The organism is Nocardioides pacificus, from assembly GCF_054775955.1.
Genome location: NZ_BAAHCI010000005.1, coordinates 1,342,451 through 1,355,433 on the forward strand (window position 1 = coordinate 1,342,451; position 12,983 = coordinate 1,355,433).

13 protein-coding genes are annotated in these 12,983 nt (G+C 72.2%); 9 read left to right on the plus strand and 4 right to left on the minus strand.

Annotated elements, in window-relative coordinates:
- Positions 1 to 32 precede the first annotated feature (32 nt).
- The 7 genes from rsmI to ACYU7L_RS09095 all read left to right on the plus strand — a co-directional run bounded on the left by rsmI (position 33) and on the right by ACYU7L_RS09095 (position 7,995).
- A complete protein-coding gene (gene rsmI, locus ACYU7L_RS09065) occupies positions 33 to 911 on the plus strand; it encodes a 16S rRNA (cytidine(1402)-2'-O)-methyltransferase (protein ID WP_460795247.1) in 879 nt (292 codons plus the stop codon).
- A 62-nt stretch (positions 912 to 973) separates the two neighbouring features.
- On the plus strand, positions 974 to 1,879 hold the full coding sequence (locus ACYU7L_RS09070; protein WP_460795249.1) for an alpha/beta fold hydrolase: 906 nt from the start codon (positions 974 to 976) through the stop codon (positions 1,877 to 1,879).
- A 10-nt stretch (positions 1,880 to 1,889) separates the two neighbouring features.
- Positions 1,890 to 2,807, plus strand: a complete 918-nt coding sequence (locus ACYU7L_RS09075; RefSeq protein WP_460795251.1) for a TatD family hydrolase — start codon at positions 1,890 to 1,892, stop codon at positions 2,805 to 2,807.
- A 379-nt stretch (positions 2,808 to 3,186) separates the two neighbouring features.
- Entirely contained in the window at positions 3,187 to 4,287 is a 1,101-nt protein-coding gene (locus ACYU7L_RS09080) for a transglycosylase family protein (protein ID WP_460795253.1), read from the plus strand.
- 29 nt (positions 4,288 to 4,316) lie between these two features.
- Positions 4,317 to 5,255, plus strand: a complete 939-nt coding sequence (gene rsmA, locus ACYU7L_RS09085; RefSeq protein WP_460795255.1) for a 16S rRNA (adenine(1518)-N(6)/adenine(1519)-N(6))-dimethyltransferase RsmA — start codon at positions 4,317 to 4,319, stop codon at positions 5,253 to 5,255.
- Positions 5,252 to 6,178: a 4-(cytidine 5'-diphospho)-2-C-methyl-D-erythritol kinase gene (locus ACYU7L_RS09090; protein WP_460795257.1), complete on the plus strand. Its 927-nt coding sequence runs from the start codon at positions 5,252 to 5,254 to the stop codon at positions 6,176 to 6,178. Before rsmA ends, ACYU7L_RS09090 begins: the two co-directional genes overlap by 4 nt.
- On the plus strand, positions 6,178 to 7,995 hold the full coding sequence (locus tag ACYU7L_RS09095) for an ABC-F family ATP-binding cassette domain-containing protein (RefSeq protein WP_460795259.1): 1,818 nt from the start codon (positions 6,178 to 6,180) through the stop codon (positions 7,993 to 7,995). Before ACYU7L_RS09090 ends, ACYU7L_RS09095 begins: the two co-directional genes overlap by 1 nt.
- A 128-nt stretch (positions 7,996 to 8,123) precedes the next feature.
- On the opposite strand, the gene ACYU7L_RS09100 is transcribed toward ACYU7L_RS09095, so the two are convergent.
- Positions 8,124 to 8,609 (minus strand): MarR family winged helix-turn-helix transcriptional regulator, encoded by a 486-nt coding sequence (locus ACYU7L_RS09100; protein ID WP_460795261.1) that lies wholly within the window; start codon positions 8,607 to 8,609, stop codon positions 8,124 to 8,126.
- A 91-nt stretch (positions 8,610 to 8,700) separates the two neighbouring features.
- Here ACYU7L_RS09100 and ACYU7L_RS09105 point away from each other — a divergent pair, with 91 nt between their 5' ends.
- Positions 8,701 to 9,570 carry a methyltransferase domain-containing protein gene (locus tag ACYU7L_RS09105; RefSeq protein WP_460795264.1) on the plus strand — a complete coding sequence of 290 codons (870 nt, stop codon included), beginning with the start codon at positions 8,701 to 8,703 and terminating at the stop codon, positions 9,568 to 9,570.
- Positions 9,567 to 9,953 carry a VOC family protein gene (locus ACYU7L_RS09110; protein WP_460795266.1) on the plus strand — a complete coding sequence of 129 codons (387 nt, stop codon included), beginning with the start codon at positions 9,567 to 9,569 and terminating at the stop codon, positions 9,951 to 9,953. The genes ACYU7L_RS09105 and ACYU7L_RS09110 overlap by 4 nt, the downstream gene beginning before the upstream one ends.
- Positions 9,954 to 9,968: 15 nt before the next feature.
- On the opposite strand, the gene ACYU7L_RS09115 is transcribed toward ACYU7L_RS09110, so the two are convergent.
- From ACYU7L_RS09115 to ACYU7L_RS09125, 3 genes are all read right to left on the minus strand, one after another.
- Positions 9,969 to 10,592: a TetR/AcrR family transcriptional regulator gene (locus ACYU7L_RS09115; protein ID WP_460795269.1), complete on the minus strand. Its 624-nt coding sequence runs from the start codon at positions 10,590 to 10,592 to the stop codon at positions 9,969 to 9,971.
- Between the two features lie 99 nt (positions 10,593 to 10,691).
- Entirely contained in the window at positions 10,692 to 11,759 is a 1,068-nt protein-coding gene (locus ACYU7L_RS09120; RefSeq protein ID WP_460795272.1) for a phosphotransferase family protein, read from the minus strand.
- Positions 11,756 to 12,883, minus strand: a complete 1,128-nt coding sequence (locus tag ACYU7L_RS09125) for a TIGR03857 family LLM class F420-dependent oxidoreductase (protein WP_460795275.1) — start codon at positions 12,881 to 12,883, stop codon at positions 11,756 to 11,758. Before ACYU7L_RS09125 ends, ACYU7L_RS09120 begins: the two co-directional genes overlap by 4 nt.
- Positions 12,884 to 12,983: the final 100 nt, after the last annotated feature.

Below are 12,983 nucleotides of genomic sequence, written 5' to 3' on the forward strand. Positions count from 1 at the left end.
ACTCTACTGAGTGAGCCTGCCATGATCGGCACATGACTGCAGACGCGCCCGCTCGCTCCGACGCGGCCCCGGAACGGGCGGGGATCCTCGTCCTGGCGGGCACCCCGATCGGCCGGGTCGAGGACGCGCCGGCGCGTCTGGCCCACGAGCTGGCGACCGCCGACGTCGTCGCCGCCGAGGACACCCGGCGGCTCAAGCGGCTCACCTCCGAGCTGGGCGTGAGCGTGACCGGGCGGATCGTGTCCTACTTCGAGGGCAACGAGGCCGCGCGCACCCCGGTGCTGGTGGAGGCGCTGCTCGAGGGCAAGCGGGTGCTGCTGGTCACCGACGCGGGGATGCCCAGTGTCTCCGATCCCGGCTATCGCCTCGTCGCCGCTGCCGTCGAGCACGACGTCACGGTCACCTCGGTGCCGGGGCCCTCGGCCGTGCTCACCGCGCTGGCGGTCTCGGGTCTTCCGGTCGACCGGTTCTGCTTCGAGGGGTTCCTGCCTCGCAAGGCGGGGGAGCGGGGCCGCCGACTCGCCGTGCTGGCCGCCGAGGAGCGGACGATGGTCTTCTTCGAGGCACCGCACCGCACCGAGGCCGCGCTCACCGCGATGCGCGACGCCTTCGGCGACGACCGCCCCGCGGCGGTGTGCCGCGAGCTCACCAAGACCCACGAGGAGGTGCGTCGCGGCCCGCTCGCCGATCTGGTCGCCTGGGCCGCGGAGGGCGTGCGGGGCGAGGTCACGATCGTCGTGCACGGCGCCGACGGCGGCCCCGACCTCGACTCCGACCCCGACAGCCTGCGCGCGGCCGTGGCAGAGCTGGAGGAGATGGGTACCACCCGCAAGGACGCCATCGTCGAGGTGGCCAAGCGCGCGGGCGTGCCCAAGCGCGAGGTCTACAACCACGTCCACACCAAGCCCTGACCCGTCAGAAGATTCGCGTGACCCGTCAGAAGATTCGGGCCACCCGTCAGAAGAGGACTCCGATGCCCATCAGCGACCGACTCACGACGTACACCCGCGACGGCCTGACCTTCGACGTCACCGACTCCGGCCCGGTCCGGACGGCGGACGGGCGCGACACCGACGAGGTCGCCGTCCTGCTGCACGGCTTCCCTGAGCGCGCCTCCTCGTGGACGCAGGTGTCGGCGGCTCTCAACGCGGCCGGCGTCCGCACCTTCGCCCCCGACCAGCGCGGCTACTCCCCGGGTGCGCGCCCGCGCGGCCGCGCGGCGTACCGGCTGAGCAACCTGATCGCCGACGTCGAGGCCCTGATCGACGAGATCCGGCTGCTCACCGGCACCGAGCGCGTCCACCTCGTCGGACACGACTGGGGCGCGATGGTCGCGTGGGGCGTCGCGGCCACCCGGCCCGAGCTGTGCCGCTCCCTGGTGAGCGTCTCCGTGCCGCATCCCGCGGCCTTCCTGGGCTCGATGGTGCGCTCCAACCAGGCGCTGCGCTCGTGGTACATGGGCCTCTTCCAGACCCCGTTCCTGCCCGAGGCGCTCGCCAAGGCGAGCCCCGGTCGCCTGGAGGACGCGCTGCGCTCCTCGGGCAAGGACGAGGAGGGGGTGGCGCGCTTCCGCCGCGAGATCCTGGAGTACGGCGCGCTGCCGGGCGGTCTGGCGTGGTACCGCGCGCTCCCGTTCGGCCTGGCCCGCTCGTCGGTCCTGCGCCGCGCGGTGACGGTGCCGACGACCCACGTCTGGAGCGACGGCGACGTGGCCCTGTCCCGCAAGGGCGCGGAGCTGACCGAGGCGTGCGTGAACGCGCCCTACGAGCTGCGCGTGCTCGAGGGCGTCTCCCACTGGATCCCCTCGCAGGCCCCCGAGCTGCTGGCCCCGATCGTGCTGGAGCGGATCGCCTCCGTCAGCGACCGGGCCGCGGGCTAGCCTCGACGGCGTGACCGAGCACCGAACAGGGCAGCCCACCCGAGCCCGCGCGGCGACCACCGAGCAGGGCAGCCGACGCGACCGGACCCGCCCGCCGGCCCCCGAGCCGCTGCCGCACCCGGTCGTCGACAATCACTGCCACCTCGACATTGCCTACGGCCCCGGCGAGGAGGGCGATCACTGGCTGGGCACCGACGAGGCCCTGGCCGCCGCGGCCGAGGTCAACGTGACTCGGATCGTGCAGATCGGCTGTGACCTGCCGGGCGCCCGGTGGGCGGTCGAGGCGGCCCAGCGGTACGACGCGCTGGTGGCGGGCGTCGCGCTGCACCCCAACGAGGCGCCGAAGCTGGCTGCCGAGGGGCGGCTGGACGAGGCCCTCGACGAGATCGAGCGACTCGCGGGCGCCCACGACAAGGTGCGTGCGGTCGGCGAGACCGGGCTCGACCACTTCCGCACGGGCGAGGACGGTCGGGCGGCGCAGGTCGAGAGCTTCCGGCGCCACATCGACCTGGCCAAGCGGCTCGACAAGACCCTGGTCATCCACGACCGCGACTCCCACGCCGAGGTGCTCGAGGTCATCGACAGCGAGGGCGCCCCGGAGCGCTGGGTGATGCACTGCTTCTCCGGCGACGCCGACTTCGCCCGCGCCTGCCTGGACCGCGGCGCGCACCTGAGCTTCTCGGGGACGGTCACGTTTAAGAACGCCCAGCCGCTGCGCGACGCCCTGGTCGTCGCTCCGCGGGACCGGATCCTCGTCGAGACCGACGCGCCGTACCTCACGCCCCACCCGTATCGCGGCCGCCCCAACGCGTCGTACCTCGTCCCGCTCACGATGCGGGTGATGGCCGAGACGCGCGGCGAAGACCTGGAGGAGCTGTGCGCGGCCGTCGATGCGACCACGACCACCGTCTTCGGCGGTCCCTGGTAGCAGAGACAGGGGCAGGAGCCGGGGGCGGGGCGGGGCGTGAGTCCCGTCACGACCCTGTGGAGAAGACGTCGGAAGAGTTTGATATGGGCCGCGTCGCCGTTAGTGTCGTGGGACTGACAGCCGGAATCGGGAGCCCCCGACCGGAGCATTGCGCGGCCCCCACCGGGCAGCCGTCCGCAGCGAAGCGGGCGAAGCGGACGTCTTCCCCTGGCGTCCAGGCCGCGAGATCCACGCACGCAGCTCCACTCCACCAGCGCCATCGGTGACGTGTGCGCGGCCGCTTCGGCACCCGAGGACCGGACAGTACGACGTTCGGAGAATCGTGCAGAGCACGCTGACTAGCAAGCTGGCCCGCCTGGGTCGGAAGAAGAGCGTCCTGGTGACGCTCGCGACCCTGATGGTGCTGGCCGTGGCCGGCAGCACGGTCGGCTACACCCTCCTCGCCAAGGAGGTCACCCTCTCCCTCGACGGAGAGACCCGCAGCGTCACCGCCATGGGCGGGACCGTCGGCGAGGTGCTGGAGTCCGAGGGCATCGAGGTCGGTGAGCACGACATCGTCGTACCCGAGACCTCGGACAAGGTCGACGACGGAGACCGGATCACGGTCCGCTTCGGTCGCCCGCTGGAGCTGAGCATCGACGGCAAGACGCAGACCCACTGGGTCAACTCCACCGACGTGGAGGGCGCGCTCGCCGAGGTCGGGCGTCGCTTCGGCGACGCCGACCTGTCCGTGAGCCGCAGCGCCGACATCAGCCGCGAGGGCCTCGCCCTCGACATCGTCACGGCCAAGGACCTGCAGGTCACGGTCGCGGGCAAGAAGGTCAAGGCCGACAAGGTCAACGCCCTGACAGTCGAGGAGGCGCTGTCCGAGCTCGACGTCCGCCACGACGAGGACGACCGGGTCAAGCCGGCGCTCACCGCCGAGGTCGCGGACGGCGACAAGATCGTCGTCACCCGGATCAAGGTCGTCACCAAGCGCGTCGACGACGAGCGCATCGACTTCAAGACCGTCGAGAAGTCCGACTCCTCCATGTTCGAGGACGAGGACGAGGTGCAGCGCGAGGGCGTCCCCGGTGTGCGCGACGTGACCTACCAGCAGACCTTCCGCAACGGCGAGCTCGTCAAGACCGAGGTCGTGCGCTCGAGCGTCCAGCGTGGCCCGGTCGACGAGATCGTCCGCGTCGGCACCAAGGAGCGCCCCGAGGCCGCGGCTCCGACGGCCAACTACGCCTCCGGCAACAGCGTCTGGGACTCCCTGGCGCAGTGCGAGTCGGGCGGCAACTGGGCCATCAACACCGGCAACGGCTACTACGGCGGCCTGCAGTTCTCACTGTCGACGTGGCAGGCCTACGGCGGCACCGGGCTGCCCAGCAACCACAGCCGCGAGACGCAGATCGCCATCGCGACCAAGCTGCGCGACGCCTCCGGTGGCTACGGCGCCTGGCCGCACTGCTCGTCCCAGCTGGGTCTGCCCCGCTGACGCTACGCAGCGACGACTACGCTGGTCGAATGCCTGACCAGGGCCCACCGGCCGACTCCACCTCCGCCGGGCCGAGACTCCTCGGCCCGGCGGACGTGCGTTCGCTGGCCGCGCGCCTCGACGTACGCCCGACCAAGCAGCGTGGGCAGAACTTCGTCATCGACGCCAACACCGTGCGCCGCATCGTGCGCGACTCCGGGATCACCCCCGACGACGTCGTCATCGAGATCGGCCCCGGGCTCGGCTCGCTGACCCTGGCCCTGCTGGCGGTCGCCCGGCGTGTCGTCGCCGTCGAGCTCGACGAGAGGCTCGCCGACGAGCTGCCGTCCACGATCGCCGCCTATGCCCCCGACCACGCGGGCGCGTTCGAGGTCGTCCACGCCGACGCCCTGCGCGTCACCGAGATCCCCGGCCCGGCGCCCACGGCACTGGTGGCCAACCTGCCCTACAACGTCTCGGTGCCGGTGCTGCTGCACATGCTGGCGCTGCTGCCCTCGCTCGAGCGCGGTCTGGTGATGGTGCAGGCCGAGGTCGCCGACCGGCTTGCCGCGGGCCCCGGCTCCAAGGTGTACGGCGTGCCGTCGGTGAAGGCCGCCTGGTACGCCGAGGTGCGCCGCGCCGGCTCGGTCGGGCGCAACGTGTTCTGGCCCGCCCCCAACGTCGACTCCGGCCTGGTGGCCTGGACCCGGCGCGAGCCACCGGTGACCACCGCGACGCGCGAGCAGGTCTTCGCCGTCGTGGACGCCGCCTTCGCCCAGCGCCGCAAGACGCTGCGCGCGGCCCTGCGCGGGCTGGCCGGCTCGGCCGAGATCGCCGGGGCCGCGCTGGCCTCCGCGGGCATCGACCCCAACACCCGTGGCGAGCAGATCGGCGTGGTCGAGTTCGCCCGGATCGCCGAGGGGCTGACGCTGGCCCAAGCCGCGGGGGGACAAGCCTCGGACCAGCCCGCCGGAGAGGTCGCCCGGTGACCGCGGCGGTCTTCGCGCCTGTCCCTGTCACCGTCCGAGCCCCCGCCAAGATCAACCTGCACCTGGGGGTCGGCGCGCCGCGGCCCGACGGGTTCCACCCGCTCGTCACCGTCTATCAGGCGATCGGCCTGCACGACGACCTGACCGCCGCCAGCGGCCAGGGCCTGCGCATCGACGTCGACCCCGCGCCGTACGTCGATGCCGGCGCGGTGCCGCTCGACGGGGCCAACATCGCGATCAGGGCCGCCCGGATGCTGGCCGCCCACCACGGCATCGAGCCGCACGCCGCGCTGAGCGTCACCAAGGCGATCCCCGTCGCGGGCGGGATGGCCGGCGGATCGGCCGACGCCGCAGCGGCGCTGGTCGCGCTGGACCGGCTGTGGGACCTCAACACCCCCGACGACGCACTGCTGCGGATGGCGGCCGACCTCGGCAGCGACGTGCCGTTCGCGCTGGTCGGGGGCACCGCGCTGGGCACCGGGCGCGGGGAGGTCGTCGACCCGCTGACCGACGAGGGCCCATGGTGGTGGGTGATCGTCCCCTCGAGCGCCGGCCTCTCGACGCCGGAGGTCTACCGGCACTACGACCGGCTGTTCCCCGACGCGAGCCCCGAGCCGGCTCCCGCCCGGGCACTGCTGGACGCCCTCGGCTCGGGGGACGCGGGCCTGCTGGCCACCACGCTCCACAACGACCTGCAGGCTCCCGCGATCGATCTGCGCCCCGACCTGGGTGAGCTGATCGCACGCGGAGAGGAGGCCGGTGCCCTGCGGGGCATGGTCTCCGGATCCGGTCCGACCGTCGTCTTCCTCTGCTCATCCGGCCAGCACGCCCGCGAGGTCGCGGGTGTCCTGGAGACCGGTTCACCCGTCGTACTCGTCGCCAACGGCCCTGTCGCCGGCGCACACCTCGTGAGGTACTCCTGATGTCCAACCTGCTGAACCTCGAGAAGGTCTCGAAGTCCTACGGCATCCGTCCGCTGCTCACCGACGTCTCCCTCGGCATCGCCGCCGGGGAGCGGATCGGCATCGTCGGCCGCAACGGCGACGGCAAGACCACGCTGCTGGAGGTGATGAGCGGGATCGAGGAGCCCGACACCGGCCGGGTCTCGCAGTCGCGTGGACTGCACATCGGCTATCTGCACCAGGGCGACGAGCTGGTCGACACCCACACGGTCCGTGAGGCGGTCCTCGGTGGGCGTGACGACCACGAGTGGGCGGCCGACTACGCCATGCGCGAGGTCGTCGAGGTGCTGCTGGCCGGCGTCGCGCTGGACCGTCCGGTCCTCGGTCTCTCCGGTGGCGAGCGACGGCGCTGCTCGCTGGCCGCCCTGCTGCTCGGCGACCATGACCTGATCATCCTCGACGAGCCGACCAACCACCTGGACGTCGAGGCCGTCGCCTGGCTGGCCCAGCACCTGGTGAACCGATCCTCGGCGATGGTCGTGGTGACCCACGACCGGTGGTTCCTCGACGAGGTCTGCCAGTGGACGTGGGAGGTGCACGACGGGGTCGTCGACGCCTACGAGGGCGGCTATGCGGCCTACGTCCTGGCCAAGGCGGAGCGCACCCGGCAGGCCTCGGCCTCCGAGGCGCGCCGGCAGAACCTCGCCAAGAAGGAGCTGGCGTGGCTGCGCCGCGGCGCCCCGGCGCGGACCGCGAAGCCGAAGTTCCGCATCGAGGCCGCCAACGCGCTGATCGAGGACGTGCCGCCGCCGCGCGACCGCCTCGAGCTGCAGAAGTTCGCCACCCAGCGGCTCGGCAAGGACGTCATCGACATCGAGGACGTCGACCTGGTCCGCGGCGAGCGCAAGCTCCTGAGCCACGCCACCTGGCGGCTCGGCCCGGGCGACCGGGTCGGCATCGTCGGTGTGAACGGCGCCGGCAAGACGTCGGTGCTCTCCCTGATCGGCGGACTGCTCGAGCCGACGTCCGGTCGGGTCAAGACCGGCAAGACCGTCTCGCTGCAGCACCTCACCCAGCAGCTCGACGACCTCGACCCGACCGAGCGCGTGCTGCCCTCGGTCGAGCGGATCAAGCGGGTCACCAAGACCGCCGACGGCGAGATCACCGCGATGTCGCTGCTGGAGCGGTTCGGCTTCACCGGCGACCGGCTGACCGCGCGGATCGGGGACCTCTCCGGTGGAGAGCGCCGCCGCTTCCAGCTGCTGCGGCTGCTCCTGCTCGAGCCCAACGTGCTGCTGCTCGACGAGCCCACCAACGACCTCGACATCGATACTCTCAACGTCCTCGAGGACTTCCTCGACGGCTGGCCCGGCACGCTGATCGTGGTCTCGCACGACCGCTACTTCCTGGAGCGGGTCACCGACTCGACCTGGGCGCTGCTCGGCGACGGGCAGATCGCCATGCTGCCGCGCGGCGTCGACGAATACCTCGAGCGGCGCGCCGCCGACCTCGCCGCGGAGGACGCCGCGCTGGCTGCAGCTGCCGCCGCACCGTCGCCCTCCTCGTCCTCGGGCTCGACGTCGTCCGCTGCCGGGCCGGCGTCGAAGAAGGCCAAGCCGGGCAGCGCCGAGGAGCGCGCGGCCCGCAAGACCGTGGCGCGCCTGGACAAGCAGCTGGCCAAGATCACCGCCCGCGAGGCAGAGATCAACGCCGAGCTCGCCCAGCACTCCGGTGACTACGAGCGGATGGCCAAGCTGAGCGCCGAGCTGGGCGAGCTGGCCTCGGCTCGCGCCGGCGTCGAGCTCGAGTGGCTCGAGGTGTCGGAGCTGCTGGACTGAGCGGTGGGCGGTGTCAGGTTTCCCCGGTCGACCGGGGAAACCTGATGTTGTCGGGCGAAGTTTCGGCCGACAAGTTCAGCGTTCCCCGGCCGACCGGGGAAACCGACACCACACCGGCCACAGCAGCCTCAGCTGAAGGACGACAGCAGGCCGCGCAGGCTGTCGGCCAGCTGCCGGCGCTGGGCGACGGGGAGTACGGCGAGCAGGTCGCGCTCGGCGGCGACCAGGGCCTCGAAGGCGGCGTCGACGCGGGTCTTGCCCTCGGCGGTGAGTCGGACCAGCACGCCTCGGCGGTCCCGGGGGTCGGGCAGCCGCTCGACGAGGCCGCGGGCGGCCAGACGATCGACGCGGTTGGTCATCGTGCCGCTGGTCACCAGCGTCTCGCGCAGCAGCCGGCCGGGGGAGAGCTCGTAGGGCGTGCCCGCGCGGCGCAGGGCGGCGAGCACGTCGAACTCCCACAGCTCGATCGCCTGGGCGCTGAACGCCGCGCGACGGGCGAGCTCGAGCTGGCGCGCGAGACGGCTGATCCGGCTGAAGACCTCCACCGGACCCAGGTCGAGGTCGCCGCGCTCGCGCGCCCACGCCTCGACGAGCTCGTCCACCTCGTCACGCATGCCGCCATGCTAGCGCCCTCGATCGAGAATCTTGACATCGAGATAAATCAGATCCAGACTGTCTTGACGTCAAGAGACTTTGGAGGCGCTCATGCATAGCTGGGACCCGGAGCACTACCTCGCCTACGCCGACGAGCGCAGGCGCCCCTTCGTGGAGCTGGTCCAGCGGGTCGTCCCCGAGGACCCGGCGAGCGTCGTCGACCTCGGCTGCGGGCCCGGCAACCTGACCCGGCTGCTCGCCGAGCGCTGGCCGCAGGCCCGGGTGCGGGGGATCGACAGCTCGACGGAGATGATCGAGCGAGCCCGGTGGGACATGGCGCAGGACGACGCCGCCGAGGTCGGCTCCGGAGAGATCGGGTCCGGCGAGATCGGGTCCGGCGAGATCGGGTCCGGCGAGATCGGGTTCGAGGTGGCCGATCTCCGCGACTGGCTCGGCGAGCCCGGACCCCTCGTCGACGTGCTGGTCTCCAACGCGACCCTGCAGTGGGTGCCCGGCCACCTCGACCTGCTGCCCGCCCTGGTGCGCCGGGTCACCCCCGGTGGCTGGCTGGCCTTCCAGGTGCCGGGCAACTTCGACGAGCCCAGTCACACGATCCGCCGCGACCTTGCCGCGGAGCCGCGGTTCGCCTCCCACACCGCGGGGGTCGCGACCCCCGACGCGCACGACGCAGCCACCTATCTCCAGGCGCTGGCCGGCCTCGGCTGCCGGGTGGACGCCTGGGAGACCACCTACATGCACGTGCTGACCGGGGAGGACCCGGTGTTCGCGTGGGTGTCGGGCACCGGGGCGCGTCCGACGCTGCAGGCGCTGCCCGACGAGGTGCGCACGGACTTCGAGACCGAGTTCAAGCGACGCCTCCGTGCGGCGTACCCGCCTCGCGAGCACGGGGTGGTGCTGCCGTTCCGGCGGGTCTTCGTGGTCGCCCAGGCGGCCGTGCCGCAGGAGGGAGACGCGGCATGAGGCTCCACCACGTCCAGGTCGCCTGCCCGCCCGGCGGTGAGCCGGCCGCGCGCCGGTTCTATGGCGAGGGCCTCGGGATGAGCGAGGTCGACAAGCCCGCCGAGCTGGCCGCGCGCGGCGGCGCGTGGTTCCGGGCGTACGACGCGAGCGGGGCCGTCGCCGCCGAGATCCACGTCGGCGTGGAGGATCCGTTCGCGCCCGCCCGCAAAGCACACCCGGCGCTCGTCGTCGACGACGTCGGAGTGCTCGAGGCGCTGGGCGTGCGACTGGCTGCGCTCGGCTCCGAGGTCGACTGGTCGCAGCGGCACGACTTCGAGGGCTACGAGCGGCTCCATGCCTTCGACGGCCACGGCAACCGGGTCGAGGTGCTGGCCGCGTCCTGACTCGAGGGGGACGGATCAGGCCAGGCGCAGCGGGCGCGGCTCCGCCTCCAGCGCCGAGAGCCCGTTCCAGGCCAGGTTGACCAGATGGGCGGCGACCTCGCGCTTGTCGGGGGAGCGGTGGTCGAGCCACCACTGACCGGTGGAGGCGACCATGCCGACGAGCATCCGGGCATGCATCGGCGCCATCGCCGCGTCGAGCCCGAGCCGCGCGAACTCGTCGACCAGGATCCCCTCGACCTGGCCGATGACGTCGCCGATGATCGTCTGGAACGTCGACGACCCGATCGGGCTGTCGCGGGTGATGATCCGGAAGCCGTCGGGCGAGGCCTCGATGTAGTCGAGCAGCGCCATCGTCGCGCCCTCCAATATCCGACGCGGACCTCCGGTCAGCGCGGCCTGCATGACCGTCAGCAGGTGCGTGACCTCGCGGTCGACGACGACGGCATAGACGCCCTCCTTGCCCCCGAAGTGCTCGTAGACCACCGGCTTGGACACCCCCGCCCGAGCGGCGATCTCCTCGATCGACGTCCCGTCGAACCCGCGCTCCGCGAACAACGAGCGCGCCACCTCGAGCAGCTGCGCCCGGCGCTCGACACTCGTCATCCGGCTGCGGGTCCTGGGTGTGGTCACACCGTGCATCCTCCCAGAGCGGGGTGGGCGCCAGGGCTGCCGTTTGGTCCCCAACGGCATCGAAATCGCGCCGGAGCATGCAGTCTCTGCCCAATCGGCGACGCTCCGTCAGACCAGATCCAGCGTCCCCAGGTCCCGTACGGCGGCGCACGAGCGCTGCACCATCGTCACGAACATGTCGTCGCCGCGCGCCGTACGCGTCCCGTAGGCACAGCCGAAGACGCTGATCAGCGGCCCCTGCAGCATCGAGAAGCGATAGTCGTCCCAGCACTCGTCGAGCGAGTGGCCCTCGACGCCGTACGACGTGAGCGCGGCGTGGTAGGCCGCGACCAGGTCGTGCTCGTGGCGACGGCGGTCGTCGATGGACAGCCCGGTCCCGACGAAGAACGCGAGGTCGCGGGCCGGCAGCCCCAGGCTGAGCGTCTGCCAGTCGACGGCGGTGACCTCTCCGGACGTGGGGGAGTAGAGCATGTTGTCGAGTCGGTAGTCCCCGTGTACCAGCCCGAACCGCTCGGTCCGACCCAGCGACCAGGCGGCGATCACGTCCATCGTGTCCGCCAGCGTCTGCCGGTCGTTCTCGTCGAGCCGGTCGCCGAGCGCGTCAAGGAAGCGGTGCAGCGCGTCCGGGGCCAGGCCGGCCAGCAGCTCGGCGTCCTCCGGCTCGCTGAGCTGGTAGCCGTCGATGTCCAGCAGGCTCGGGTCGCACCAGCGGGGGCCGTGCAGTCCCGCGAGGTTCACGGCGGCCGCGCGCGCCTGCTCCGGCGTGCAGCCCGCGACCTGGTCGCCCTGGACGGCGGGGCTCAGATCCTCCAGCAGCAGCGTGAACGACGAGGACTCCTCGTCCATCGCGCCGTAGTGACACTGCGCCGTGCGCACCTCGACCGTCGGCGCGATCTCGGCATAGAACTGCACCTCCTTGCGATAGGCGCCGGCAGCCATCGGTCGCGCGGCAGGATCCGGGTTGGGCAGCTTGGCGAGCAGTCGGGCCGGCACCCCGTCGCCGACCAACCGCACGGCGTAGCAGGAGGCCATCTGGCCGGAGCCGACGCGCTCCACGGTCACGTGGTCGACGCGGGCGCCCGCGTGTCCACCGGCGCGCAGCGCCCCAGTGAGCCAGGAGGCGGTGAGCTGGGAGGGCTCCGAGACGACCGGCTGTGCGATGACAGGGGTGCTCATCGCTGTGCCCCCGCCCGGTCGTGACCCCGGCTGTGCCCAGGATTGACCGGCAGCACGTCGAGCCCCTCAGGCCGTACGTCGCGCCAAGCGCTCACCACCGGCGCCAGCTCCGACGGCGTGGCCCCGTGCAGGATCACCGAGTCCGCACCCGCGTCGAGCTGGTCCTGGACCCGCTTCGCGCAGTGGTCGGCGGAGCCGGTTGCGGACGCGGCCAGCCACTCGGCGGGGAGGACCTCGGCAAGGTGGGAGAGCTCGTCGGGGGTCCCGATGGCGTCGAACGCCCCCGGATAGCCCTGCACGAGCGGGTCGTCGCGGAAGCGCTGCAGCGCGGCGGGGTCCCACCCGTTGACGCGCACCAGCAGGTCGCCGTACCCCTGCAGGTAGGTCGCCAGCCGCCCGACGGTCTTGCGCAGCCGGCGCTCCTCGGAGACGTGGTCCTCGACGGTGGCCAGCACCGACCAGATGCGTACGGCGTGCGGGTCGCGACCGGCCTGCTCGGCGGCCCTGCGGATCGCCGCGACCGAGCGCGCGAGCGTCTCGTCGGTGAAGTAGGTGTGCAGCACGACGCCGTCGGCGACCCGGCCGGCGAGCTCGAGGGTCTTGCCGCCCATCGCCATCATCAGGACCGGGATGTCCTCGTCGAAGGCTGAGTCCTGGCTCAGGTAGGGGTAGGAGCCGGCCGGCCCCTCGTGACCGGCGACAGCCTCGCCGTGCCACAGCCGCCGCCAGATCCCGATGGCGTCCTCCATCTGGGCCGAGGTGACCCGGGGGAGCCCCATCACGTCGAAGAGCATGTCGAAGCCGCGGCCCACGCCCAGCGCGAAGCGGCCCCCGGTGAGCCGGTGCATCGTGGTGGCGAACGTCGCCGTCACGAGCGGATGGCGGGTGTTGTGGTTGGTGGCGGCGGTCGCGATGCCGAGCCGCTCGCTCACCGCGCCGGCCGAGCCCGCGAGCGTCGCCGCTTCCTTGGTGTTGAACCGCTCGGAGAGGAAGACCGACCCGAGCCCGAGCTCCTCGGCCAGCCGTACCTCGTCGAGCAGGTCTCGCGGGGTGGCGCTATGCCCGGCCAGCCCGTAGAAGCCGAGCTCGGGCAGGGCGGGGGAGTAGAACGTGTTCTCGGTCACAGTCGCTGAAGGTAGCACCTCGCGGAGGTCTCGATTGGTCACGAACGACGGCCGATGGCGGCTTTTCCACGCCGTTGGGGACCAAACGGCAGCCCCCTAC

Bases quoted from the DNA above. Each gene is read 5' to 3' on its own strand.
- ACYU7L_RS09115 (WP_460795269.1), bottom strand. From the start codon at position 10,592: ATGCACGGTGTGACCACACCCAGGACCCGCAGCCGGATGACGAGTGTC.
- ACYU7L_RS09110 (WP_460795266.1), top strand. From the start codon at position 9,567: ATGAGGCTCCACCACGTCCAGGTCGCCTGCCCGCCCGGCGGTGAGCCG.
- ACYU7L_RS09105 (WP_460795264.1), top strand. From the start codon at position 8,701: ATGCATAGCTGGGACCCGGAGCACTACCTCGCCTACGCCGACGAGCGC.
- rsmA (WP_460795255.1), top strand. From the start codon at position 4,317: ATGCCTGACCAGGGCCCACCGGCCGACTCCACCTCCGCCGGGCCGAGA.
- ACYU7L_RS09120 (WP_460795272.1), bottom strand. From the start codon at position 11,759: ATGAGCACCCCTGTCATCGCACAGCCGGTCGTCTCGGAGCCCTCCCAG.
- ACYU7L_RS09070 (WP_460795249.1), top strand. From the start codon at position 974: ATGCCCATCAGCGACCGACTCACGACGTACACCCGCGACGGCCTGACC.
- rsmI (WP_460795247.1), top strand. From the start codon at position 33: ATGACTGCAGACGCGCCCGCTCGCTCCGACGCGGCCCCGGAACGGGCG.
- ACYU7L_RS09095 (WP_460795259.1), top strand. From the start codon at position 6,178: ATGTCCAACCTGCTGAACCTCGAGAAGGTCTCGAAGTCCTACGGCATC.
- ACYU7L_RS09100 (WP_460795261.1), bottom strand. From the start codon at position 8,609: ATGCGTGACGAGGTGGACGAGCTCGTCGAGGCGTGGGCGCGCGAGCGC.